General features: G+C 61.6%; 22 protein-coding genes. 9 read left to right on the top strand and 13 right to left on the bottom strand.

Features of this window, described 5'->3' with window-relative positions; translation table 11 throughout:
* The first annotated feature begins 26 nt into the window (after positions 1 to 26).
* From ACYU8T_RS16550 to ACYU8T_RS16560, 3 genes are all read left to right on the top strand, one after another.
* Positions 27 to 1,298 carry a sulfotransferase family protein gene (locus tag ACYU8T_RS16550; RefSeq protein WP_461160343.1) on the top strand — a complete coding sequence of 424 codons (1,272 nt, stop codon included), beginning with the start codon at positions 27 to 29 and terminating at the stop codon, positions 1,296 to 1,298.
* A 9-nt stretch (positions 1,299 to 1,307) separates the two neighbouring features.
* Positions 1,308 to 1,943, top strand: coding sequence for a TetR/AcrR family transcriptional regulator (locus ACYU8T_RS16555; protein WP_461160344.1), 636 nt, complete (start codon positions 1,308 to 1,310; stop codon positions 1,941 to 1,943).
* Between the two features lie 91 nt (positions 1,944 to 2,034).
* A complete protein-coding gene (locus ACYU8T_RS16560) occupies positions 2,035 to 3,978 on the top strand; it encodes a flavin-containing monooxygenase (protein WP_461160345.1) in 1,944 nt (647 codons plus the stop codon).
* Between the two features lie 66 nt (positions 3,979 to 4,044).
* Here ACYU8T_RS16560 and ACYU8T_RS16565 read toward each other — a convergent pair whose 3' ends face one another.
* From ACYU8T_RS16565 to ACYU8T_RS16585, 5 genes are read right to left on the bottom strand one after another with little or no spacing between them, the layout of a single operon-like run.
* Positions 4,045 to 4,797, bottom strand: a complete 753-nt coding sequence (locus ACYU8T_RS16565) for an SDR family NAD(P)-dependent oxidoreductase (RefSeq protein WP_461160346.1) — start codon at positions 4,795 to 4,797, stop codon at positions 4,045 to 4,047.
* A complete protein-coding gene (locus tag ACYU8T_RS16570; RefSeq protein ID WP_461160347.1) occupies positions 4,794 to 5,921 on the bottom strand; it encodes a Gfo/Idh/MocA family protein in 1,128 nt (375 codons plus the stop codon). The genes ACYU8T_RS16565 and ACYU8T_RS16570 overlap by 4 nt, the downstream gene beginning before the upstream one ends.
* Complete coding sequence (locus tag ACYU8T_RS16575) at positions 5,918 to 6,775, bottom strand: sugar phosphate isomerase/epimerase family protein (protein WP_461160348.1); 858 nt, start codon at positions 6,773 to 6,775, stop codon at positions 5,918 to 5,920. The genes ACYU8T_RS16570 and ACYU8T_RS16575 overlap by 4 nt, the downstream gene beginning before the upstream one ends.
* Entirely contained in the window at positions 6,772 to 7,185 is a 414-nt protein-coding gene (locus ACYU8T_RS16580) for a VOC family protein (protein ID WP_461160349.1), read from the bottom strand. Before ACYU8T_RS16580 ends, ACYU8T_RS16575 begins: the two co-directional genes overlap by 4 nt.
* A gap of 4 nt (positions 7,186 to 7,189) precedes the next feature.
* Entirely contained in the window at positions 7,190 to 8,455 is a 1,266-nt protein-coding gene (locus tag ACYU8T_RS16585) for a DUF1214 domain-containing protein (RefSeq protein WP_461160350.1), read from the bottom strand.
* Positions 8,456 to 8,696: 241 nt separating this feature from the next.
* Here ACYU8T_RS16585 and ACYU8T_RS16590 point away from each other — a divergent pair, with 241 nt between their 5' ends.
* On the top strand, positions 8,697 to 9,767 hold the full coding sequence (locus ACYU8T_RS16590) for a hypothetical protein (protein WP_097092975.1): 1,071 nt from the start codon (positions 8,697 to 8,699) through the stop codon (positions 9,765 to 9,767).
* 57 nt (positions 9,768 to 9,824) lie between these two features.
* On the opposite strand, the gene ACYU8T_RS16595 is transcribed toward ACYU8T_RS16590, so the two are convergent.
* Positions 9,825 to 10,187 carry a nuclear transport factor 2 family protein gene (locus ACYU8T_RS16595; protein ID WP_461160351.1) on the bottom strand — a complete coding sequence of 121 codons (363 nt, stop codon included), beginning with the start codon at positions 10,185 to 10,187 and terminating at the stop codon, positions 9,825 to 9,827.
* A 220-nt stretch (positions 10,188 to 10,407) separates the two neighbouring features.
* Between ACYU8T_RS16595 and ACYU8T_RS16600 the strand changes: the two genes are divergently transcribed.
* Genes ACYU8T_RS16600 through ACYU8T_RS16615 form a run of 4 tightly spaced genes read left to right on the top strand, consistent with a single transcriptional unit; the run spans position 10,408 to position 13,955 of the window.
* Positions 10,408 to 11,487 carry a Rieske 2Fe-2S domain-containing protein gene (locus tag ACYU8T_RS16600; RefSeq protein ID WP_461160352.1) on the top strand — a complete coding sequence of 360 codons (1,080 nt, stop codon included), beginning with the start codon at positions 10,408 to 10,410 and terminating at the stop codon, positions 11,485 to 11,487.
* Positions 11,488 to 11,499: 12 nt separating this feature from the next.
* A complete protein-coding gene (locus tag ACYU8T_RS16605; protein ID WP_461160353.1) occupies positions 11,500 to 12,363 on the top strand; it encodes an SDR family NAD(P)-dependent oxidoreductase in 864 nt (287 codons plus the stop codon).
* Positions 12,364 to 12,374: 11 nt separating this feature from the next.
* The gene (locus tag ACYU8T_RS16610) at positions 12,375 to 13,127 is read left to right on the top strand and encodes an SDR family NAD(P)-dependent oxidoreductase (protein WP_461160354.1); all 753 of its coding nucleotides are present in this window, start codon (positions 12,375 to 12,377) and stop codon (positions 13,125 to 13,127) included.
* A gap of 30 nt (positions 13,128 to 13,157) precedes the next feature.
* Positions 13,158 to 13,955 (top strand): sugar phosphate isomerase/epimerase family protein, encoded by a 798-nt coding sequence (locus ACYU8T_RS16615; RefSeq protein ID WP_461160355.1) that lies wholly within the window; start codon positions 13,158 to 13,160, stop codon positions 13,953 to 13,955.
* 164 nt (positions 13,956 to 14,119) lie between these two features.
* Here ACYU8T_RS16615 and ACYU8T_RS16620 read toward each other — a convergent pair whose 3' ends face one another.
* From ACYU8T_RS16620 to ACYU8T_RS16635, 4 genes are all read right to left on the bottom strand, one after another.
* A complete protein-coding gene (locus tag ACYU8T_RS16620; protein ID WP_461160356.1) occupies positions 14,120 to 15,262 on the bottom strand; it encodes an LLM class flavin-dependent oxidoreductase in 1,143 nt (380 codons plus the stop codon).
* Between the two features lie 76 nt (positions 15,263 to 15,338).
* Positions 15,339 to 16,409, bottom strand: coding sequence for a helix-turn-helix transcriptional regulator (locus tag ACYU8T_RS16625; RefSeq protein WP_461160357.1), 1,071 nt, complete (start codon positions 16,407 to 16,409; stop codon positions 15,339 to 15,341).
* A 61-nt stretch (positions 16,410 to 16,470) separates the two neighbouring features.
* Entirely contained in the window at positions 16,471 to 18,738 is a 2,268-nt protein-coding gene (locus ACYU8T_RS16630; protein WP_461160358.1) for a TonB-dependent receptor, read from the bottom strand.
* Between the two features lie 118 nt (positions 18,739 to 18,856).
* Positions 18,857 to 19,390 carry a nuclear transport factor 2 family protein gene (locus ACYU8T_RS16635; protein WP_097092967.1) on the bottom strand — a complete coding sequence of 178 codons (534 nt, stop codon included), beginning with the start codon at positions 19,388 to 19,390 and terminating at the stop codon, positions 18,857 to 18,859.
* Between the two features lie 176 nt (positions 19,391 to 19,566).
* Between ACYU8T_RS16635 and ACYU8T_RS16640 the strand changes: the two genes are divergently transcribed.
* Positions 19,567 to 20,340 carry an SDR family oxidoreductase gene (locus tag ACYU8T_RS16640; protein WP_097092966.1) on the top strand — a complete coding sequence of 258 codons (774 nt, stop codon included), beginning with the start codon at positions 19,567 to 19,569 and terminating at the stop codon, positions 20,338 to 20,340.
* 44 nt (positions 20,341 to 20,384) lie between these two features.
* On the opposite strand, the gene ACYU8T_RS16645 is transcribed toward ACYU8T_RS16640, so the two are convergent.
* The 3 genes from ACYU8T_RS16645 to ACYU8T_RS16655 are packed head-to-tail and all read right to left on the bottom strand — an operon-like array spanning position 20,385 to position 23,032.
* The gene (locus ACYU8T_RS16645) at positions 20,385 to 21,239 is read right to left on the bottom strand and encodes an SDR family NAD(P)-dependent oxidoreductase (protein WP_461160359.1); all 855 of its coding nucleotides are present in this window, start codon (positions 21,237 to 21,239) and stop codon (positions 20,385 to 20,387) included.
* A 27-nt stretch (positions 21,240 to 21,266) separates the two neighbouring features.
* Positions 21,267 to 22,061: an SDR family NAD(P)-dependent oxidoreductase gene (locus ACYU8T_RS16650; RefSeq protein ID WP_461160360.1), complete on the bottom strand. Its 795-nt coding sequence runs from the start codon at positions 22,059 to 22,061 to the stop codon at positions 21,267 to 21,269.
* A gap of 26 nt (positions 22,062 to 22,087) precedes the next feature.
* Complete coding sequence (locus tag ACYU8T_RS16655; protein ID WP_461160361.1) at positions 22,088 to 23,032, bottom strand: SDR family NAD(P)-dependent oxidoreductase; 945 nt, start codon at positions 23,030 to 23,032, stop codon at positions 22,088 to 22,090.
* Between the last annotated feature and the right edge of the window lie 17 nt (positions 23,033 to 23,049).

The raw sequence follows: 23,049 nt of genomic DNA on the forward strand, positions 1-23,049 counted from the left end.
CTCAGCCACGCAATAAAGGATCAACAATGAACGGAACCACGCTGCCGGAGCCGCAGGAAATCCATATCAACGATATGGCGAACCCGGTCATCACGCCGATGTTGGAGGCAGCCCGCCAAGGTCCTGCAGACCGTCCGGCTCACATGACGGTCGATGAAGTTTTGGCCCAGGCCATCGCGAATTCAGGCGGCCTTGATGATTTCGGCGAGGATCAAAGTTTCCGCGAACGCATGGCGGTGACGCTTCAGGCGTGGGATGAGGATGAAGGCCTGACTCGCGGAGGCCGCATCACCTTGCTCGACCATCTCGTCCGGGTGATGGTGAACCGCCTGCGCATCGAGGACATCGTCAAGCGGCATCCGGAAATTCTCGACATAGAGATCGACCGTCCGCTCTTCATCGCGGGATTGCCGCGTTCGGGGACGACCCATCTGGTGAACTGGCTCGCACGTGACGAGCGGTTGCGTTCGCTGACGCTCTGGGAGGCCGAGGAGCCTGTGCAGCTGCGCGATCTTGCGCCCGGCGAGGTAGACCCGCGCATCACCCGCAGTGCGGAACTTTGGAGCGCATTCGAAGCAGTCCTGCCTCACATGGCGGCGATGCACGGCATGGATGCTGCATCGATCCATGAAGACAATGAACTGCTCTACATGGATTTGAACTGCTACAGCTGGGAGTTCCAGTCCCGCATCCCTCGTTGGATCGACTATTATTTCGCCCATGACCGCACGCCCAGCTACGCTTATGAGAAGAAGGTGCTGCAGGTCCTAACCTGGCATCGCGGCCCCAATCGTTGGCTGCTGAAATCGCCGCAACACATGGAAAATCTGGCGGCGATCAAGTCCGTGTTTCCCGACGCGACGATGGTCATCACCCATCGTGATCCCATCGCCGTTTTGCGATCGCTGACCACCATGCTCGGCTATAGCGACCGCATCCGGCGCGACCCCATCGATCCGCCTGCACTGGCCCGGCTCTGGATGGAGCGGATCGAGCGGCTGCTGCGCGCCTGTGTCGAGCAGCGGGATGCATGGGGGCCTGACCAGTCCGCCGATATTCTCTTCCATGAATATATGGCTGACCAGGAACAGGTGATGCGCCAGGTTTATGATCTGGCGGGGCTGGATTTGACCCCAGAGGTCGAGGCCCAACTGCTCGGCTATCTCAACGAAAATCCGCGCAACAAGCATGGGAAGGTGATCTACGACCTTGAAGGCGTGTTCGGCCTGAATGAAGCCGCTGTGCGCGAACGCTTCAGCTTCTATTATGATCGTTTCCCCGTCCGGCATGAAGGCTGAGGCTGGTTGATGGCGACACCGGAAGCAAAGCTTGCCTTGGCAGATTCAGCTCCGGCCCCTGCGCGGATGGGCCGGGCGGATCAGACCCTCGCAAAGAAGCGCCGCTTGCTGCAGATCGCTCGAGAGGAATTTATCCGCCAGGGCTATCGCGCCCTCACCATGGATGCGATCGCCCAAGCGGCAGGTGTTTCGAAGCGGACGCTTTACCTTTGGCATGAAGACAAGGCGGCGCTGTTTCGGGCCTGCCTAGCCGCCGGGGTGGAGCGTTTCCCCCTGCCGCAATTGAATGACCCGGCGGAGCCGGAGGCCGATCTGCGCGCGTTCGGCGTCGCCTTGCTCCTGGAATTCACCCGGCCCTCGACGGTAGGCATGGCACGTTTGCTCTTGCGTGAAGCGCATGAGTTCGCCGAATTCGGCCCGATGATCCGCCAAAGCCAGGATGACTATCTGGTCGCTCCCTTGGCCGCGCATCTCGCGCGTGCTGGTATCGCCAAGGATAGCCCTGCGGCAGCAGCGAAGATATTGCTGTCGATGCTCCTGATGCCTGTTCACAACTTCCTGCTGATCGACGCCGAGCTTCCGGGTGAAGTGGAGATCGAAGCCCATGTCAGGATGGTTGTCGGCACATTCCTCGGCGGCGCATGAAGGAAGGCAACGCCCAACTTGACTTCGAAATTGTCCTTCAATATCCATAAGTGAGTAAACACTTACATCTTGAGTCGGAGAGGTTCTAAAGATGGTCGAACATGCAGAAGCCGCGGTAATAGCGAGAGATTGGCACGACCGCAGCTTGCCGCTGCCTGACAGCGATGAGCTGCGGGAAGCGTTGGACAGCGCGAATATCCACACGTTGCTGATGGTTTATGTGCACCTCACGCACGATGCGGTGATGCTGGACATCTTCGGCAACTACATCAAGCCGCCATTCGCGGTTCCCGGGACCGAGATACCGGACGAATATGCCCAAGAATTGCGGTCGAAGCTGCTGCATGTCCTGACGACGCCGGGTGCCGCGCGGGAAGATGATCCTTCCGAACAGCTGATGCAGCGGATGATGAGCGTCGGCGTGGGTGAGGAAGTCGCCGACGAATTCCTGCCGCTGCTCTTCGACCAGATCGGTTTCAAGCTGCCCAAGCCCCGCAAGGAAATCGAAGGCCGCACGCCGCCGCAGGCAGGCTTCAAGGTGCTGGTCATCGGCGCGGGCATGACGGGCCTCGCGGCCTCGCTCAAGCTGGAAGAGGCTGGCTACGAGCATATCGTCATTGAGAAGAATCCCGAGGTCGGCGGCACATGGTATGAAAACCGCTATCCCGGCGTCGGCGTCGACACGCCGAGCCACTTCTATTCCTACTCTTTTGAAATCACGCCGGAATGGACGCACTATCATCCCAAGGGCGTGGACATGCAGAAATATCTGCTGCACGTCGCCGACAAATACGACCTGCGCCGCAACATCCGCTTCAACACCGAAGTGGTCGCCCTGCGCTATGACGATGCCGAAGCCGTCTGGAACGTGACAGTTCGCGGCAAGGATGGCGCGGAAGAAGTAATCCGCGCCAATGCTGTCATCAACGCCCATGGCCCGGTGAACCGCTGGAAATGGCCGGATATCCCGGGTCGCGAAGACTTCCAGGGCAAGATGATGCACACCGCGACCTGGGACCCGTCCGTGCGGATCGAGGGCAAACGCGTCGGCATCATCGGCACCGGTGCCAGCGCCGCGCAGCTGATCGGCGCGATTGCGGATCAGGTGGGTGACCTCACCGTCTTCATGCGTACGCGCTACTGGACGATCTACAATCCGGAGATCAATCATGAGGTGTCGCCGGGCATGAAGTTCGCCCTGCGCTACATCCCGCACTTCCGCGAATGGTTCCGCTTCCGTGTTTACTGGTTCGCAGCGGACGGCCTCTACGGCAATGTCGTCAAGGACCCGGAATGGCCTGTGGACAGCCCGTCGGTCTCGGCTGCCAACGAAGGCGCGCGCCAGTGGGCCTTGGCCCATCTGGAAGCGAAGTTCCACGACCGGCCGGACCTCAAGGAAAAGATGACGCCGGACTTCCCGATCTTCTCCAAGCGCATCATCCTCGATGCGGGCTGGCTGGATGCGCTCAAGCAGCCCAATGTGACGCTGGAAGATGGCGGGATCGAATGCTTCACCCCCAAGGGTATCCGGACGAAGGACGGGAAGGAGTATGAGTTCGACATCATTGTCTGCGCCACCGGCTTCGACGTCGCCAACATGATGGGCAAGCTCGAAATTCACGGCAAGGGCGGACGTTCGCTCCGCGACGAATGGGGGCAGGACGATCCGCGTTCCTACCTCGGCGTGACGGTGCCGGGATATCCCAACTATTTCATGACGGTCGGCCCCAACAGCGCGCCCAACCACGCGGCTGGACAGAATCTGATCTCCGAAGCGCAGGTCAACTACATCGTCGAATGCCTCGACTGGATCAACGCCAGTGGCGCGCGCGCCGTTGAGCCGACGCAGCAAGCTTTCGAGCAGTGGAACCGCGCGGTGGAAGATCAGATGAAGAACATGATCTGGACCCATCCGAAGGCGAGCAGCTACTATAATAACTCGAAGGGCCGCGTATTCCTGTCCTGGCCGTGGCGGCTTGTGGACCTCTGGAATCAAACACGCGGGCCGGTCAAAGAGAATTTCGAACTGCACTAAGCAGCTCGGATGTAGAAAAGGAGCCGGTCTGCAAAGACCGGCTCCTTTCATATCGGATGCCCATAATCAGCCCGCGACGGTATACCCCCCGTCGACGGCCAAGGTCTGGCCCGTGATCCATGCAGCGCCCGGGCTCGACAGGAACAGGATCGCATTGGCGATGTCTTCAGGTTCGCCCGGGCGGCCCAGCGGCGTTCTCGCAAGCGTCGGCGCCATCCACTCATCCTGCGCGAACGTGCCCTCCGTCATGCGGCTGCGGGTCAGCCCTGCCGCGACGGCATTGACGCGGATGCCGCGCTCACCCCACTTCACCGCCAGCGTTCGGGTAAGGCCAAGCAGGCCCGTCTTCGCCGCCCCATAGCCCGGCACGATCGGGATGCCGAAATAGCTGCTCATGGATGCGATGCCGACGATGCTAGCGCCACCCGCGATCTTGCTTTGCGCCAGCAGGTCAGCGCTTTGCCGGGCCATGCGGAAGGCGCCGACCAGCAGCATATTGACGGATCGCGCGAAAACATCAGGCTCATATTCGTCGAGCCCCAGGCTGGGTAGCGCCATCCCGGCATTGTTCACCAATATGTCCAGTCGGTCGAGGCTGGCGGCAACGGCGTCGATGCTCTCGCCATTCTCAATATCCATCTGCAGATAGCGATAGCCGGACAGGTCGGCATCATATTCGCTGGCGCTCCCGCGCGTGCCTGTGATGGTCACATTCGCACCGGCTTCGCGATAGGCTTCCGCTGCCGCAGCGCCAATGCCGCTGGTGCCGCCGGTGACGAGGACATGCGCGCCGGAAAAATCATAGGATGGGTTCGTCATACTGCCTCCACTTCGACCCAACGGCCTTCCGCGGCGGACAGGCGAGCGGCGTCCAGCACCGCCTGCCCCGCCGCTGCGTCCTGAAAATCACCCGCCGGATCAGGCAGCGGAGGCGCACGCCCTTCGATCCTGGCCTTCATCTGGCGGAACAGCTTGGCATAGGGCGCGACATCGAAGCCTTGCGTATGCCAACGATCCATTTCGGTCTGGATCAGTTCCTTGACAGCAAAGGGCTCGGGCGCCGGGTTGACCAGTTCGTCGGGCATCGGCACCTGACGAGCCCCGTCCGCGTCCTTGATCCAGACTTCTTCGGGATCGCCAAAGGCGCTGCCGGATTGGATCCACGCAGCACCCTTCGTTCCCGCGACCTTCGTCGCCATGACGAACGGGCCGGGGAAGTTCATCGCCGCTTCGATCACACCCATGCAGCCGTTCGCCGTGCGGAATTGCACATTATAATAATCGTCCGACGTCATCGTGGGACGGCTGGTCGTAAGCTTGCGCAATATCGCATTGACCGCGACGATCTCGCCCACGGTCGAACGAACCTGATCAATCATGTGCGTGCCAAACGCCCCCAGAAATCCGCCACCCTGGGCTGCGTCCGTCCACCAATCCGCAAGCGGCTCGTCCTCGCCCGTGCCGGGTTGCTGATAGATGCGGCTGAACATCAGCGGATCACCGATGAGGCCGTCCTGCACCGCACGCCGCAACAGTGCTTGCGCGCTGTCGAACCGGAACTCCGCGCCCAGAGCATGGACGATCCCTGCCATGTTTGCCGCGTGGAGCATCTCGCGCGCTTGCGTCAGATCACGCGCGAAAGGCTTTTCGCACATCACATGGCGACCGGCGGCGATCGCCTGCATGACTGGCGTATAGTGGGCGTGCGGCGGCGTTGCGACTGTCACAAGGCGGATCGCGGGATCATCGGCGAGTACCTGTTCCAGATTGTCCGACGCCAGCGGGATGCCGAGTGGCGCGGCGCGTTCTGCGGTGCGTTCCCTGTTGCGCCCGATGATCGCGCGAACGTCAAAGCCTGCTTCCCGCAGCGCTCTCACATGTGTGAACAGGCCAAACCCCGTGCCCACGACCACCGCGCCGATTGGCGCCTCCTCTCCATTCATTGTATCTCTCTTGCCTTTCTGATGATGCCGTGGGCGGCTGGCGCCCAGGATTTTATCGCTTCGGCCATCGGCGCCGACCGGGTCGAGGCCGAAAAGATCTCGACGGAAATCGGTGCTTCGGTCCCCGTCCGATCCAGTGTTCGAATGAAGCGCGGGAGGTCGAAACTGCCTTGCCCAGGGATCAGGCGGGCACTCATCGTTTCCTGCAGCAGGTCGGGTTCAGCCTTTGCCGGGGCATCATTGATCTGGATGGTGTGGATGCGCGATCCGGGAATTTGCGCCAGCAGCTCAAAGCTCGAACCACTGCGGAAGAAGTGCCAGCTGTCGAGCGTCAGGCCGCCATTGACCCGTCCTGCCGCCTGAACAATCGCCCATGCGCTCGCCAAATCGGGAATCCCGCCAAAGGGCAGGAACTCGATATGCACCTTCAGACCATGTTCAGCGGCAAGATCGCACAGATATGCGAAGGCTTCCGCCGCTTCATCGAGCGATGTTGTGACGCCCATCATCTCCACGGCAGTGACGGAGGGCGATCCGATCCGCGCTGCGGCTTCGATCACGCGATCTGGGGTCAAGGATCGAAGGAGCGTTGCCATGGGAACATCGTCACCCGCAGTCCGCTGGCCGGGCAACCAGCAGGCCGTGCAATCCATTTCCATGACGGCGAGGCCATGGTCTGCTATCCGCTGGCCGATCTCGACGGCGTTCATCCCGGCTGCTTCCAGCGACCAGATATCGCCGGGCATCAACGATATGGCGGAAAAGCCTGCTTCCCGCGCGGGTGCCAGGCGATCGAGCAGCGGCAGATGCCCAAAGGGTGGGCCCGACAGGACCAGCATCGGATCGGCCGTCATGCCTGCTCCAAACGAAAGTTGAGTTCAAGGATGATCCCGTTCCGCTCTTCCACGAACAGCTGGACGAGATTGGCAGGCGGATAATCTTTCCGCACAACGTTCACGCCTGCTGTCGTCAGACGGCTCAGCATCACCGGCAGATCATCGCACTCCAACGCGACATGATGCACCGCGCCACTTCCCCGTGCGGGGTGGAAGGGAAATGCGTCGTCACTTGGATAGCGCGCCTCGATCGGACCGATGTGGATGATCGGCCGGCCATCGGGGTCATGGATCCAGCAACCCTTGTCGATGGATTCCGCGCCCGGCGCGGCGGCGGCGCGAAGGCCCAGCGCATCCTTGAAAAAGGCGGCAGTGCCCGGCACGTCCGCCGTGCGGATGTTTACATGGTCAAGCGTGCGCACAGCCATGGCATCAATCCACAAATTGTCCGGTCAGGATCGCTGCGTCGGGAGTAAGCGCTGCTTCCCCCTCTGCCTCCAATCGGGCGAGCGGCAAGCGCCACAGATTGACCTCTGCGGTGCTCTCCGTTCGCACGAGCCGCAAGCCCCAGATGCCCCTTTCATGACCGAAGGAATTCACCCAATTCCCGCCAAGGCCTGGATCATGTTCGGCGATGATGATGCGCACGCGGCCGTCAGGCTCGGCAACGAAGCGGTAGTTGTTTACCCATCCATTGCCATCCTCGAACGTGTCGAGATTTTCCTGCCACATGTTGCAGATCTGGAAGTTCCAATATTCGCATTCAGGCGGCACGAACTCCAGCACCAGCGTTTCGTCCAGCTTCTTTTCCCAGCCGCCAAAGGCAACGTGGCGGTCGGGCACACCACCATTCGACAGATATTGCGCGCGGCTATAGTCGAGCCGGTTCAGCTTCGCGGCGAAGTTGCCTTGAGTGCCGTTCCACCAGTTGCGCACCAGCTCCGCATAGCCAAGCACGGCCTGCCCGGCCCACGCCAGATTATTGGCCATCAGCGCGGGGGTGAGTGGTTCGGGCGCCGCTTCATCCATCCGCTCGATCCGCATGTCAGGCGCAATTTCCCTGTCCCGGTCGCTCCAGACGAGCCGGATAAGGATGCAATTGCTGTCGGGCTGCAGTTGCAGCCAGTTCTTGCCTTCGCCCGGATCATTTTGCGACAGGATGATCTCGAACGTCCCGTCATCCTCGACATGAAGCTGCTGACTGCCCAGGAACCCGGTCGTCTTCAGATTGGATGGGTCGAATTCCTTTAGGCCGTTCAGGCCAAGTTGAGCCCAATCGCGTGCCCCGACATCTTCTGGCGCGGGGGCGGTCAAAATGGCGAGAACGAAATAGGGTATGGTGCCGCGCGTGCCGATGATCCGGTAGTCACGAGCTTCATCGAACTGGCACATCAGATGGTCCTGATCGACCGTCTGCACGTTGATCGACTGCCTCCACACCATGTCCCGCAGGCGCGGGCGCGTGGGCTCGGCATTTTCGATCAATCGTTCGAAGCTTGACCGCGCAACGCGGGTCAGGAACCGATACCATTCGGCCCTGTCCAGATCGGACGGGTCATCACCGAACCGGTCGATCATCCCGCCCGCAACCTTCAGGACATCGCAGAAATCTTCCCAGGACTGGCCAGAGAGCAGCCGCTCTGCCGCGCGCGCTTCCATATCGCGCTTGTCGTTCGATCCGTTCAACGCGTCAGCCATTGCGCCCTGTCCTCTCCTATCTTGTTGTGGGGAAGGTGCCACCGTCGCGCTTGTGGGGCCAGCCATTCTTCTGTCGATCCCGTGCCATTATCCTTCTTGTGTGACGCAAAATGGCCAGGCGCTGGGAATGAGCATCCACTCACCAAAGCGGATTGACGAAAAAGTTATAGATCGATAACTTTGTTCCATCGATGGCGAATGGGACGATTCGCCTGGCTGTTTGGAGAGGAGTTCGAGAGCCATGTTGAGCAATGAGCAGAAGCGGCATTTGTCCGACCTCCTGCAACCTGTTTCGCCGCCGCGCGAGTTGAGCAATGTGTATACGGAGGATCAGCGTCGGCGGCTGCTGGACGTGGTCCATAGCGGAGCTTGGAAGCTCATCATTGCCCAGCATTTCCCGACGCCTGAGTCCCTTATCGCGACTTTCGCTGGCGGATTTCCGGAAGGGTTCGAACCGTCGCTGGACATGTTCCTGACGCCCACCTTCCGGGGCTTCTATGCCAATTATTCGACCTGCATGTATCCGGAAATCCAGGACACCTTCTACAATCCGACCTTCCTGGAATATGCCAAGTCCTACTGGAACGCGGAATATGCCAAGCCGCAGATGATGCTGTTCAACGTGAACGGCCCCTGCGGCAACACTGATCCGGGCCATCTGGACTCGCCGAGCTTCCGTGGCGTGCGTTATGAGAACTCGCCCACTTGGCTCTGTTCGATCATGGGCCGCTCGGGCCTGTTCCAGGACTATCTGATCAAGATGGCACAGGTGATCACCTGGTTCAGCCATGACCCGGAAAGCGGCTTCACCTATTGGCCCAAGGGCCCGCTGGAAAAGCCCGCCCGCTTGCAGCCGCCTGTCTATAATCGGGGCGTGCTCGTCCAGAACGAGATGCTCGTCCATCGCGGCGAAGCCAACGGCCCGATCGAGCGCCGCAAGCCGAAGGGTCTGGGCTTCGACTCCTTGTTCAGCGGCGAACCGGGCAACCCTGATGGTTGGCTGGTAAAGACCGGTGACGAAGTCATCGAGCGTTATCATACCGATGAACTGCGCTTCCTCGTCCACTGGTCGGCCGAAGTGTTCGAAGATTATGCCGAGCTCAAGAAGAACATGGATGGCTCGGACAACCTCACCTATGATCAGGTGTTCGACACGCTGATCAAGGATGTCCGTTCACGCGGCTTCCAGATCGAGACGCCGACTGATCCGCTGAATGATCCGGCTTTCATCAAGGCGCTGAATGCCGCTTATGACTATGGTGGCCCTGCCGAATATCCGGCCGAAGCGCCGCGTGAGCTGGTCGGCGCATAAGCGCCAGCGCGCTACGCGACAGGAAGAAGGGGCGCCCGGCCAGGTGCCCCTTTTTCGTTAGGAAACCGGCTCCATGTCGTCCGGTCCCCAATAAGCTTTTAGACTGGTGATGCGTCCTTCCGCATCGAAGGTGCACACGTCGAGCGACCTGACCAGCAGGCGAGGGCCTTCGGGCGGCTGGAACGTCACGTCGAAGACCAGCGCGGCGGCATTGGCGTGAGATCCCCTGATGGGCGCAACCGGCCGGATGTGCGTGTCGAAGGCGATCGTGTCGGCAAACCAGCTCTCGATATCTGCGCCTGTCTTGGGCGGAGATCCGAGCGGATCTTCGATCACCGCGCCGGGGGCGAACAGCGCAAGGACGCCGTCCTTGTCGCCAGCATTGATGCGATCGACATAGGCTTGAAGCGCCTGCCGCATGAGATCCTGGCCCGGAGCGGGAAGGCCAGGCGGAGAGGGTTCCGACATATTCTGCTTACCTCATCATCAGGATGGCTTCAAAACGCGCATTTAACATATGAACTTGCTTTCTGGATCGTGTTTTGCGTAGAAAGAGGGAGATTTCAAGGCAGGCGATGGGCGAGGCTGTGACTCGCTGCATTAGCTGCTATTTTGCCGCGCGCAGTGAGAGGATCAAGCAATGGCGACATCGTCGGACTATCGTCTGGGAGAATTCACCTTTCCACGTGGCTGGTTCATGGTGGGTGAGAGCGCCGAGGCGACGAGCAGCCCCAAGGCGATGCGCTATCTTGGCCAGGACATGGTGATGTACCGTGGCGAGAGCGGGCAGGTCTATGTGACGGAAGCCTATTGCCCGCACATGGGCGCGCATCTGGCGAAGAACACGACGAGCTACATCGTGCGCGACGGCGAGCAGGTGGTGGGCGATTCGATCCGCTGCCCCTTCCATGGCTGGCAGTTCGGCCCTGACGGCGCGTGCAAGAACATTCCCTATTCCGACTTCGTGCCCAAGGCGGCCAAGCTCAAAACCTTCCCGGTGGTGGAACGCGCGGGTACGATCTGGATCTGGCATGATCCCGAAGCGCTCGAACCCAATTTCGACCTGCCCGATTTCGGCGGCCATTATGATGCGCCCGGCTGGGTCAACTGGAAGATCGACTTCATGGGCGATCTCGACATCCACCCGATCGAGGTCGTGGACAATATGGCCGACTTCGGCCACTTCATCCCGATCCATGGCGCAAAGGACTTCGTCTACTTCGCCAATGAGTTCAAGGATCATATCGTCCATCAATATTATGCCGCCGGACACCGCACGCTGGTGCAGAACCCGGAAGACGTGCTGACGCTCGACACCTGGTATACCGGCCCCTCGATCCTCCAATCGGAGATGGAAGGGACATTCGACAGCTTCATCCTCATCACCCACACGCCGATCGAGGATGGCAAGATCCGCGTCTGGCATGGCCTGATGGTGCAGGTGAATGACGGCACCGCGCCCGTCACCGACGAGCTGCGCGCAGCCGCGCTCGAATATCAGGAAGGCAGCCGCCTCGCCTTTGCCCAGGATGTTGAGATCTGGCAGAACAAGAAAGCCTGCCTCAATCCGCTCGTCATCCCCAATGACGGCCCCTATGGCAAGGTGCGGACCTGGTACAAGCAGTTCTACAATCCCCGCGACAAGACCCCCGACCTGCACGAGCGCACCAACGGCATGCATGTCACGCTCGACAAGCGCAGTTCCACGCAGGCGGCATAAGGAGAACAGAAAATGGAGAGAAGTGAACGTCCGGTCGCGATCGTAACAGGCGCGAGCAGAGGCGCAGGCCGGGGCATCGCCGCCGCGCTGGGAGAAAAAGGCTATCGCGTCTATGTTACGGGCCGCTCTGTCCGCGAGGGTGATGCGGAACTGCCCGGCACCATCGGCGCCACCGCGGCGCAGGTAGACGCAGCCGGTGGCGAGGGCCGCGCGGTGCAGGTCGATCATGCCGACGACGGCGCGATCGCTGCGCTGTTCGAGCGCGTTCGCGATGAAAGTGGCCGTCTCGACATATTGGTCAACAATGTCGCCGCTCTGAACGACGATCTGGTGAAGCCCGGTCCCTTCTGGGAGAAATCCACCGGCCTTGTCGACCTATTGAATGTTGGACTGCGGTCGCATTATCTGGCGAGCTGGCATGCCGCGCGCATGATGGTTCCGGCAGGCAATGGCCTCATCGCCTTCACCTCCTCATTCGGCTCCGTTTGCTACATGCACGGTGCGGCCTATGGCGCGCAGAAGGCTGGCGTGGACAAGTTCGCCGCCGACATGGGCGTGGACTTCCGGGGCACCGGGGTTGCCGCCATCTCGCTCTGGATGGGGCCGCTGCTCACCGAACGCAGTGCCCGCACGCTTTCGGAACATCCCGAACAATATGAAAAGTTCATGGCAGACGCGGAAACGCCCGAATTCAACGGTCGGGTGATCGCCGCCATCCATGATGATCCGAACCGCGACGAACTGAACGGCCAGACCCTGATCACGGCTGAAATCGCGCAGCGATATGGCATCACCGAAGCGGGCGGCCGGACGCCGCCTTCCTACCGCGCGATGCTGGGCGATCCGCGCATCCCGCACCCCGCCATCGTGGCATGAAGGAGCAGGCCATGGACATCGGACGCCGATTTGCAGGCAAGTCGATCATCATCACTGGCGCAGCGTCCGGCATCGGGCGTGCGACCGCGATCCGCCTTGCCGCAGAGGGCGGCCGGGTGCTGGCGGTCGACCTGGATGAAAAAGGGCTGGAAACGCTGACGCAGGAACAACCCGGCATCGCCGTTCGCGCTGGATCGGTGGCCGATGAGCCTACTGCCCGCTCGATCGTCGCGCAGTGGGTGGAAGAAGCCGGGCAGCTCGACGTCCTCATCAACATGGCTGGCATCATCCGGTCGAGCCATGCAGCGACGACCGACTATGAAGCCTTCATGTCGATCATCGCGGTCAACATGGGCAGCACATTCCTGATGTGCCGCGAAGCATTGCCGCACCTGGAAAAGACGAAGGGCAATATCGTCAACGCCGCTTCGACCTCCAGCCATTTCGGCCATCCATTTCTGACCGGCTACGCCGCCAGCAAGGGCGCGGTCGCCGCCTATACCCAGAGTCTCGCCTGGGAATATGTGAAGCGCGGCGTGCGCGTAAATGCCGTGGCTCCGGGCGGCATTGAAACGCCGCTCGCCAACAGCGTCCAAACCGGTATGGTGGAAGGAGCCGACTGGGAGTTGTATAATCATCTCGGCCCGATCAATGGATTTGCGACTCCTGACAAGATAGCGGGCGTCATCGCCATGCTGGCGAGCGAGGATGGAGGGCATATGAATGGGGCGATCGTGCGCGTTGATGGAGGCGTTCACGCCTGACCGGCCGGGTGATGCAGGAGGGCGGCTGTCATGACCGTCCCTCCGAACGGATTTTGCCTGGACCATCTTTCGCTCGTCAATCTGGACGCGCTGACCGTGATAGAGGCGGCGGCGAGCGCGGGCTTCACCGCTGTCAGCCTGTTCGTCACCCCGATCCCGATCAGCCCGACGCCTGACCTCTTGGCGGACAAGGCTGCGCGCAGGGCTGTCGTGTCCGCCTTGCGCGACACGGGGCTTCGCGCAGGCATCATCGAACCCTTCATGCTTGATGCGGAGCCTGACTGGGACTTGCTTGAAAGCAGCGCGGAGCTCACCGCCGAGTTGGGCGGCACCGTCAACATATTGGGTCTGGACCCCGATCATGCGCGGCTGCGGGAATCCCTCGCGCGCATGGTTGAGATTTGCCGTCGGGCGGCTGTTCCCGCCATCATCGAACCCTATCCGCTCTCTTCGATCCGGTCGCCGTCACAGGCGCTGGAGATCGCTCATTCGCTGGGCGCGGAAGTGGGCTTGTGCATCGACACGCTTCACGTCATCCGTAGCGGCGGAAGCTGGGACGATGTGGCGTGCCTGCCCGCTGATCGCATCCGTCATGTCCAGTTTAACGACGGCCCGATCGAGCCGCCCCATGACCGGGTCAATGAAGCGGTGTTCGACCGCCTGCTACCCGGCGATGGGGAGTTCGGCCTCCGCGCGTTGCTCCCGCTGCTGCCGGGCCACGCCACCATAGCGGTAGAAGCGCCCTCGCGTGCTCTGGCGAAGGGCGACCCGCACGAGCGCGCGGCGCGATTGATGGACGCGATGACGGCCTTGTACGCGCCGGAATGACGCGTCATCCAAATTCGCCAGGTACATAATCCGCGTTCGGGCTGAGCCTGTCCAAGCCCCTCCTTTTTAAAAAAGAGAAGCCCTTCGACAAGCTCAGGGCGAACGGAAGGTAGCTGGCGCAGTCGAGTTTCGGGCGGAGCGCGCTGCCCCGCCCGCAAGACACCTCACTCCGCCGCCAGTGTCGCCTGCTCGCGGAAATAGGGGATTACCTTCTCGCCGATATTGCGGATCGTCTCCATGATCACGTCATGGGGAATGCCGCCCATCTGGAACATGAAAAGGATTTCGTCGGCGCCCGCATCCTGCAGTCGCTTGATCTGGCGGATGCAGTCTTCCGGCGTGCCATAGGCGTCATCGACCACTTCGAAGCTTTCGGTATGATGTCCGCCGACGGTGATCTTTTCGTCCGACAGCCAAGCCACCGTCTCTTCCTTGTGACGCTGAAGCGCGGCCAGGCTTTCGCTGGCGTCGAGATCCTCGACATCGGGCGCGGGGCCGCCCGAATACCAGTGGCCGAGCGACTCAACGAAGAAACGCTGCCCGCGCAAACCGATACGCCGGGCTTTCTCGCGGTCCTCCAGCACGACGGCAGGGCATAGCGCGGCAAGATGCTGGGTCGGACGGTAACCGACCTGATCTTGAGCTTTCCGGTTGGCGAAAGCCTCACGATAGATGGCGTTCTTCTTCGCGATATCCTCAGGCCCGGCAAAGCCAAGAACCAGCGCACCGATGCCGCGCGAACCGGCGGTGACCAGCGTATCGGCGCGGGTGCAGGCCATGTAGATCGGCGGATGCGGGTCCTGCATCGGGCTCGGGTGGATCGGGCGGAAGGGGATCTTCACGAACTGGCCGTCATGCTCGATCTCGCCATGTTTCAGGATCTTGGGGATCAGATACATGCTCTCGTCAATCATCGGCGGCAGGTCTTCGAGATTATAACCGAAGGTGCCCGCTTCCTGCTGCGTCCCGCCCTTGCCCATGCCAAAATGGACGCGGCCACCCGACAGGATGTCGAGCGTCGCGATGCGCTCTGCGACCTTCACCGGATGGTTCATCGCGGGCGGCAGGCAGACGACGCCATGGCCGATGCCGATGCGCGAGGTACGCCCGGCCAGATAGGCAAGGAAAGTTTCCGGAGCGGACATATGCGCATATTGCGTCAGCGCGGTATGTTCGACGGCCCAGATCGTGTCGAAGCCCATTTCCTCGGCGTAGATGGACTGCTCCACGATGTCGCGGAACACCTGCTGCTCATTCTGGCGCGACGTGTCGGCCATCTGCGCTTCGTAAATGATCGAGAACTTCATCATCTTCTCCACAAAACTTTTCGTATCGTGGATGCAGGCTATGCTTCGGCCCGTGCCGCTGCATCATCCAAATGGATCAGATTTCGGGTTCGCTGCCGATCGTGCGCAACAGCGTGATCAGTTCGACCTGCCGATGTGTGTTGGTCTTGGCGAATATCGCGCGCAGATGGGAACGCGTGGTATTGTAGGCGATACCCAGAGCGTCCGCCGCGTCGGCCAGCGTGGCGCCCTGCGCAAGATGCAGGGCCAGACCCGATTCGGCGCGGGTGAGGTGAAAGCGCTCCCGCAGTATCTCTTCCGACGGACCTGCCGGGCGGCTGGGGTCTGCGATGAACAGCGCTAGCCACGCGCCATCCGCATAAGCGGAGGACGGCACCGCGCGGGCCCGCGCATGCAGGGGCGTGCCGCCGGTCGCGATTTCGAACAGGATCTCCTCGCCCTGCGGCGGTGGCGATGAAAGGATGCGGTTGATTGTGGCCGCGCTGGAGCCTGTCCTGACTTCAAAACTGCCATGCTGCTCCGCGATGATGCTTCCCTCTTCCAGCATCTGCGTGGCGAGCGCATTGCGGCGCAGGATGCGGCCCTCGCGGTCGAGGATCAGGGTCGCGACCGCGAGACCCGCCATGGCGCTGCTGAACAGCTGGCTTTCCGCCTGGGTGATAGTCAGCCGCGCGTGAAGGTCCAGCGCAATGCGCAGATGTGGGATCAGTCGTTCGAGCAACGCGCGTTCGGCATCGCCAAATTGCGTCTGACTGTCTTCGCGCGTGAGGCGCAGCCGCACGGCGACGTCGGGCGGCCGGTGCAGGTCGACGCCCAGAATTTCGCTGCTGCGCGCCACGTCCAGCCAGTCGCGGAAGCGCGCTGGGACATGGTGGACGAAATCGCGAAAGGAAACGACCTGCCCCTCCGGCAATCCGACAAAGGGATCGGCCTGCGAGATGCGCTGATATTCCTGCGTGCGCTCCGGGTCCGCTCCCGGGGTGACATGGGCGTCGATCCTCGCATGACCACGGCCGATCAGCAGTGTGGCGAAGGTCGTATTGGTGATCGCCGCCAGTGCCCGCAGGAAATCCTCCCATGGAGGCGACCGCGTCAATCCGCCATAAAGCGTCTGCAAAAGGTCGGCAAAGGCGGTGTCATTGCTCATGTTTCAGATCGGCCGCCAACGGCCCCGGCGATGGTTTGCACCGCCGGGGCCATGTTCCGGCTTAGCGCCGCAACGCCAGCGTGATGCTGTAGCGGCGAGGCGGCGAATAATAGGCTTCCGTAAAGCCAAAGCTGGTCGATGCATCATAACCCGCCGTGATGATGCGCCGGTCCGTGATATTGTCAACGCCGACGCGCACCGACAGGCCGCTGTCCGCAAAGCGCAGCTCCGCGCTGGCGTTGAGGATCGCGTGGTCGGGCTGCCGCAACAACGGCGTGTTTTCGGCATCGACAAAGACTTGGCTCTTATAGGCTGCGTCCAACCGCAGCACGCCTTCCACATTGTCGCTGAGCGGCGCCTGATAAACCGCGCTCGCATTGGCCGTGATATCGGGCGCCTGCTTCAGTTCGCGGTTGCTGACATCGGTCGGCACACCGTTGATGACGGACACATATTCCAGATATTTGGCATCCAGCAGGCCGAGTGCGCCGGTCACGGTAAAGCGCGGCGACACCTTGAACGCGCCTTCCAGTTCGATGCCCTGGATGCGGGAGCGACCCGCATTCTCATTGCGGACAATGATCAGTCCCGTGGCCGGGCTGACGGTGGACACCAATATCTGCTGATCGCGATATTCGTTACGGAACACGGCAAGGTTGATCGTCGCGATCCCGCCGAACCCAGCTTTGACGCCAGCCTCATATGAGGTCAGATATTCCGGATCATAGGACCCGATTTCCTCGACCGACGTGGGCCGCCCATTAAACCCGCCAGACCGGAAGCCCCGCGAATAGGACGCGTAGGCCATCAGGTTAGGCCGGAACTTGTAAGAGAGCGACACGCGCGGGGTAAAGGCGTCCCAGCTCTTTTCCAGCGTGTAGCTCGGCGTTCCAGCCAGCAGCGGCTCGCCTGAATAAATGCGCGTTGCCGACTGGAAGAACTTCTTCTTCTCCCAAGTATAGCGTGCGCCCAATTCCAGCGACAGCCCGTCGATCAGTTCATAATTGCCGTTTGCGAACAGCGCGAGATTGTCGGTGCGCTGCCGGTTGCGGAAATCGATATTGAAGTCGAGCGACGACGCGGGAACGGCAAAGGGAGGGAAGGGAACTGGGAAGGGGTCAAGCCCCGCCGCAACCAGCGCCGGATAGAGCCCGTCGGCGACGATCAGCCGGGTATTGTCGCGCGTCTTCTCGCGATAGGCGAAGGCTCCCAGCAACAAAGTGCCACGGCCGCCAAGGTCAAGCGAGAGCTGCAATTCCTGACTGATCTGCCGCGCCCGCTCGTCATGAATGTCACCGGCATAATTGACCGCCGACGACGCATCGCCATCGCGGCCGAACAGCGCATCGACATAGCGATAGGCGGTGATCGACTTCAACGTCGCGCCGCCCAGATCCTTGGTCAGGGTCAACGATGCGTTCACCGCATCGGTGTGATCCTTGTTCAGCTCCGAATTGCTGTCGGTGCGGTCGATGTCGCCCGGCACGGTACAGCAGGGCGCGATGAAGGTCGATTGCAGGATGGAAAAGAAGGTGGGCGTGAAGGCGATCATGCTGTGCGGCGCGCTGTGCTGCCGCCGGTGGAGCCCGTCGACCTGCAACACAGCGTCCAAGCCTTCGCCGTCATAATGCAGCGCCAGCTTGCCAGCCATCACCTTGCGGTTGCCGAGATTGTCTCCGGATGGGATCTTCTGCCACCCCTCGCCAAACTCGCCCAGTGCGGCGACGCCAAGCGACCAGCTGTCCGACAGCGGCGTTTCGGCATAGACCCGCCCGCGCACCGTGTTGAACGATCCATATCGCAGATCGGCTTCGAGCCTTTGCTCCCGGCCCGGTATCGCCGACACGATGTTGATCGCGCCGCCGACTGTGTTCTTGCCAAACAGAGTACCCTGCGGCCCGCGCAACACTTCGATCCGGTCGATGCCCAGCAATTCGGTGGTCGCGCCGAAGGTGCGTGCGACATATACCCCATCGATATAGACGCCAACGGCGGGGTCGGACGTGATGATGAAGTCGTTCTCGCCCACGCCCCGGATAAAGGGCGCGATGCCGCCGCTGTTGCCACCCTGGCCAGGCGTGAACTGAATGTTGGGCGCGATCTGGCTGATCTGCGTGACATTGTCGAGCCCACGACTATCAAGAGCCGAAGCATCGACGGCGCTCACCGCGATCGGCACATCCTGCAACCGTTCTTCGCGGCGGCGAGCCGTGACGACAATGTCACTACCGCTCGCCGCGCCAGCTCCCAGCGCGTCTGTTTGAGCAAAGGCAGTCCACGGCGCTGCCAGTGCGATGAGTGAAACGATCGGATATAGCGTCTTGCGCATGCTTTCCTCCCCAAAAAAGCCCGGTTTTATTCTGACGGGTTATCGTTTCCCCGCGCTTCCATTCTCCATCCACAGCCGGGAAATGGCCCGGCCGTGGCGGAAGAGCATCACCTTTAGGTCAAGCCGCTTCCCATTCGATCAAATGGCTGATGTCGCTGCGCTGCTCTGGCTTGCGGCCTGCGGTCGCGAGATGGTGCGAGGTGATCTGCGCATCCGCAGCCAGCGGGCGGATCATTTCGAACACGCGATCATATTCGGTACGCGCGATCTTCCAAAGGCCATCTTCACGCCGGTAAGCGTCACGGTAAATGGCGCTGCCGATGGTGTGATCTTTGCGCTCCACGTCGATGAAGATATCTTCGAGATACCAAATCCCGTCGGCGCTGTCCTCGCCCGTCAGCGTGATTTCGGGCATATGGCCGTGATGCATGGCGACGGCGCCGGAATGGAAGCTGTTCGCCAGGAACTCCAGCATGTTGTCGCGGCCTTCCAACCGGACGCGATAGGTGCCGCCCCGGTAATCGACGGTCAGGTCTTCTGTGAAAAGGGTGCCGAGCAGCGCCAGATCAGCCGTGTCGATGCCCCGGAAATAACGATGCTTGAGGGTCCGGATATCTTCCAGGTCGCTCAACTGCTGCAGGGTATAAGCCATCAATCCTCTCCACTTCTGACGCGATATGCGCTTCTGATGCGATCCTATACCTGATCTGCGTAACAATCTGCAATGACCACTGCATTATCACTGGCGAAAGATGCCGCGGATTGACTATGGAGCCGTTCAAATGGATGTGCTGACTGCGCATTATTCAGAAGAGGAAGGACAAGGCTGTGGGCGAGACGGGTGTAGGCAAGGTCGCGATCGTCACCGGCGGAACGCGCGGCATCGGCGCAGCGATCGTGCGGCGTTTGCTGGCGGAAGGCTATGCCGTGGCAACATGCGGGCGCACCGCGCCTGACGAACCGATCGGCGTCGATGGCAAAACGGCCGAGTTCGCTGCATGCGATATTCGCGAACCGTCGGCCGTAAACGCGTGGATTGCGGACCTGGTGGCGCGGCACGGCCGGATCGATCTGGTTGTCAATAATGCGGGCGGATCGCCGCAGGCCGATGCCGCCACTGCCAGCCCGCGCTTTTCGGAACGCATCCTGCAACTGAACCTGTTGGCCCCCCTGCATGTATCGCAGGCCGCCTATTCCCATCTGAAGGCAGTGGGCGGATCGATCGTCAACATCGCCAGCGTTTCCGGCGCACGTCCGTCGCCCGACACAGCGATCTACGGCGCGGCAAAGGCGGGCCTGCTCAGCCTGACCACCAGCCTGGCGCAGGAATGGGGACCGGAAGTTCGCGTCAACGCCATCATCGTCGGCCTGATCGAAACGGAAACGGCGGAAATGACCTATGGCTCGCAAGCCGCGCAGGATCGGATCGCTTCTTCCCTGCCGCTAGGCCGTATGGGCCGGGGTAGCGACATCGCCGAAGCCGTGGTGTTCCTGGGTTCGCCGTCCGCCGCCTATGTCAGCGGCGCGCGGCTGGAAGTGCATGGCGGTGGTGAACGGCCGCTCTTCCTGGAAATCGTCAAGCAGGAAGCTGCAAAGGCCTGACGAAAAAAAGGGCCGGGCGAGGTTCAACCCGCCCGGCCGCTTTTTCAGATGCCCAGCAGCGCCCGCTGCTGTTCGCCCAGTTCCGGATTGCTCTGTTCCTGGAAGAAGGCGATACGACCGGCGAGCGACTGTTCCGTCATCTCCGGCTGGCTCGAAATCCAGAATTTCCGCGCAGCGATGCCTTCGACGAAAATGCGGCAGCCTTCGTCCAGGTCCATGCCGTAATTGGCCATCATATGGGCCATGGTCGCGCGATGCCCTGCCGCGCTTTCCGGCTCGCCAACGCCAGCATCGGCGTCGAAGATGCTGGTCTTCAGCATGCCCGGGATGATCGAGCAGACATTGATCGGCGCCTTCGCGACCTGCATCTCCAGATAGAGGCATTCGCTGAAGGACTGGATGGCGTGCTTGCTCATGATATAGGCGGTCTGCGTCGGCATCTGACCGAATGAACCAATCGAAGCCAGGTTCGCGATCCATGCTTCCTGACCGACGCGCAGCATGTGCGGCACGAATGCGCGCACGCCATGGACGACGCCATGGATGTTGACGTTCAGCGTCGTTTCCCAGCGCGCGGTCGGGATTTCCCAGACATTGCCGATGGTTTCGATCCCCGCATTGTTGATCAGCAGGCGGACGGCTCCGTGCCGGTCAAACACATCCTGGGCAAGCGCGTCGAGCGCTTCGGGCTTCGAAACGTCTAGCTGGATCGCTTCAGCCTTGCCGCCTGCAGCCACGATTTCGGCGGCGACCTTGTCGGCGCGGCCCTTGTCGATATCAGTGACGATCACAGTCATGCCGATCTGGCCGCAGCGGCGGGCAAGACCCATGCCGATGCCAGCGCCCGCGCCGGTGATGACGGCCACGCCGCCCGAAAAGACCTTTTCTTCTTCAGTCATGTTCATGCTTCTCCGAAAGGGAAGGGATTAGATCGATGTCAGCGATGCCGGCGCAGCGGGCAGATAATGGTGGTAGTAGCCGGCCGCCCAGCCGCCATCGACCGCCAGTTCAGCGCCGCAGATGTAGCTGGCTTCGTCCGAGCAGAGGAACAGGCTGGCGGCCGCGATTTCCTCGGGCTCGCCGATCCGCTGCAACGGCACGCGTTCATAGCCGTAGTTCTTCGCGTCGCCTTCCAGCGACTGCGGGTTGCCCATCGCCGTGTTGACGCCGCCCGGATGCACCGAATTGACGCGCACGCCCTGATGGCCGAACTCCATCGCCGCGCTCTTGGTGAAGCCGCGCACCGCCCATTTGGAGCTGCTGTAGAGCGACACCGAATTAACGCCGCGAAGGCCGTCCACCGACGATATGTTGACGATGGCCCCGCGTCTGGCGGCGCACATCTTCGCCCCGACATGCTTCATCCCTAGCATCGTGCCCTTGACGTTGATGCCAAGAACGCGGTCGATGTCTTCGACGCTAAGGGCGGTGATGGGGCCGAAAGCGACGACGGCCGCATTGTTGACCAGCGCATCGATACGGCCATGGCGAGCGATGACCGCATCCACCAGTGCGGTCCAGCTGCCCTCGTCCGATACGTCCAGCCGCTGGAACATCGCGGCATCGCCAATGTCGGCGGCCAATGCCTGGCCCTCAGCCTCCAGTACATCGGCGATGACCACCTTCGCGCCTTCGCGCGCGAACAGGCGGACGGTAGCTTCGCCCATGCCACGTGCACCGCCGGTGACGATGGCGACCTTGTCTTGCAACCTGCCAGTCATGATTCCTGCTCTTTCTTGCTGATCAACTACTGAATATAGGCCTTGAACGCGTCCCAGGGCACGTCCGAGGTATAGAGGGCGGCTTCATCCATCGATCCTGTGGGGATGTGGAAGCCGTTCGTGTCCATCACTGCGTCAAATTGTGCAAGCGCCGTTTCAGGGGTCCAGTCCTTGTCCGTCGCGCGGTAGCCCCGCGTGACGCCTGCGAACACCCGCGTATAGCCGCCGCCCCCTGCGGTGAACATCTCGCCATTGCAGGGCGCGCTGTCATGCGCCAGCATCGCCACCACCGGCGCAACCGCGCGCGCGGGGAAGTCGCGCTCCATCAGGCCGTGTATCTCAGGGCCCATCAACTGCGTCATCCGGCTGCCCGCGATGGGCATGATCGCGTTGATCTTGACGTCCTTGCCCTGCGCTTGGGTCGCGGCGGCCAGCCCGCGCGTCATCGCCCATACCGCGCCCTTGGCGGCGGGATAGGGCACCGCGCTCCCCATGCCGAACCAGGAGCCTGACGAGATGTTGACGATCCGCCCGAAATTCCGCTCCAGCATGCCGCCCCACACTGCGCGGCACAGGTAAAAGGTGCCGCTGGCCGACACCGCCATGTCCTTGTCCCACTGTTCATCTGTGACGTCGGAAAGGGTGCCTGACGCGCTGACGATGCCAGCGTTATTGACCAGAATGTCGACGCGGCCCCATCGCGTCAGCGCGTCCTGCACGATCGCCTGCGCGCCAGCCGATGTCGCGACGCTGTCGCCATTGGCCTCTGCAATCCCGCCAGCGTCACGGATTTCCCGGGCTGCTGCGTCCGCATAGCCCTGATCCTTGCCCTCACCCTGGAAATCGCCGCCCAGGTCGTTGACCAGCACCTTGGCTCCACGGGCAGCGAGCAGGGCAGCATAGGCTTTGCCCAACCCGCCTCCCGCACCCGTGACGATCGCCACCTTATCGTCGAAACGCAGTTCAGGCATCGGCCTCTCCTTTATGT

It is taken from the genome of Sphingobium sp. TomMM35A (assembly GCF_054771735.1).

Coding starts and splice junctions, on each gene's coding strand:
- ACYU8T_RS16550 (WP_461160343.1), top strand. CDS start 27: ATGAACGGAACCACGCTGCCGGAGCCGCAGGAAATCCATATCAACGAT.
- ACYU8T_RS16555 (WP_461160344.1), top strand. CDS start 1,308: ATGGCGACACCGGAAGCAAAGCTTGCCTTGGCAGATTCAGCTCCGGCC.
- ACYU8T_RS16560 (WP_461160345.1), top strand. CDS start 2,035: ATGGTCGAACATGCAGAAGCCGCGGTAATAGCGAGAGATTGGCACGAC.
- ACYU8T_RS16565 (WP_461160346.1), bottom strand. CDS start 4,797: ATGACGAACCCATCCTATGATTTTTCCGGCGCGCATGTCCTCGTCACC.
- ACYU8T_RS16570 (WP_461160347.1), bottom strand. CDS start 5,921: ATGAATGGAGAGGAGGCGCCAATCGGCGCGGTGGTCGTGGGCACGGGG.
- ACYU8T_RS16575 (WP_461160348.1), bottom strand. CDS start 6,775: ATGACGGCCGATCCGATGCTGGTCCTGTCGGGCCCACCCTTTGGGCAT.
- ACYU8T_RS16580 (WP_461160349.1), bottom strand. CDS start 7,185: ATGGCTGTGCGCACGCTTGACCATGTAAACATCCGCACGGCGGACGTG.
- ACYU8T_RS16585 (WP_461160350.1), bottom strand. CDS start 8,455: ATGGCTGACGCGTTGAACGGATCGAACGACAAGCGCGATATGGAAGCG.
- ACYU8T_RS16590 (WP_097092975.1), top strand. CDS start 8,697: ATGTTGAGCAATGAGCAGAAGCGGCATTTGTCCGACCTCCTGCAACCT.
- ACYU8T_RS16595 (WP_461160351.1), bottom strand. CDS start 10,187: ATGCGGCAGGCGCTTCAAGCCTATGTCGATCGCATCAATGCTGGCGAC.
- ACYU8T_RS16600 (WP_461160352.1), top strand. CDS start 10,408: ATGGCGACATCGTCGGACTATCGTCTGGGAGAATTCACCTTTCCACGT.
- ACYU8T_RS16605 (WP_461160353.1), top strand. CDS start 11,500: ATGGAGAGAAGTGAACGTCCGGTCGCGATCGTAACAGGCGCGAGCAGA.
- ACYU8T_RS16610 (WP_461160354.1), top strand. CDS start 12,375: ATGGACATCGGACGCCGATTTGCAGGCAAGTCGATCATCATCACTGGC.
- ACYU8T_RS16615 (WP_461160355.1), top strand. CDS start 13,158: ATGACCGTCCCTCCGAACGGATTTTGCCTGGACCATCTTTCGCTCGTC.
- ACYU8T_RS16620 (WP_461160356.1), bottom strand. CDS start 15,262: ATGAAGTTCTCGATCATTTACGAAGCGCAGATGGCCGACACGTCGCGC.
- ACYU8T_RS16625 (WP_461160357.1), bottom strand. CDS start 16,409: ATGAGCAATGACACCGCCTTTGCCGACCTTTTGCAGACGCTTTATGGC.
- ACYU8T_RS16630 (WP_461160358.1), bottom strand. CDS start 18,738: ATGCGCAAGACGCTATATCCGATCGTTTCACTCATCGCACTGGCAGCG.
- ACYU8T_RS16635 (WP_097092967.1), bottom strand. CDS start 19,390: ATGGCTTATACCCTGCAGCAGTTGAGCGACCTGGAAGATATCCGGACC.
- ACYU8T_RS16645 (WP_461160359.1), bottom strand. CDS start 21,239: ATGACTGAAGAAGAAAAGGTCTTTTCGGGCGGCGTGGCCGTCATCACC.
- ACYU8T_RS16650 (WP_461160360.1), bottom strand. CDS start 22,061: ATGACTGGCAGGTTGCAAGACAAGGTCGCCATCGTCACCGGCGGTGCA.
- ACYU8T_RS16655 (WP_461160361.1), bottom strand. CDS start 23,032: ATGCCTGAACTGCGTTTCGACGATAAGGTGGCGATCGTCACGGGTGCG.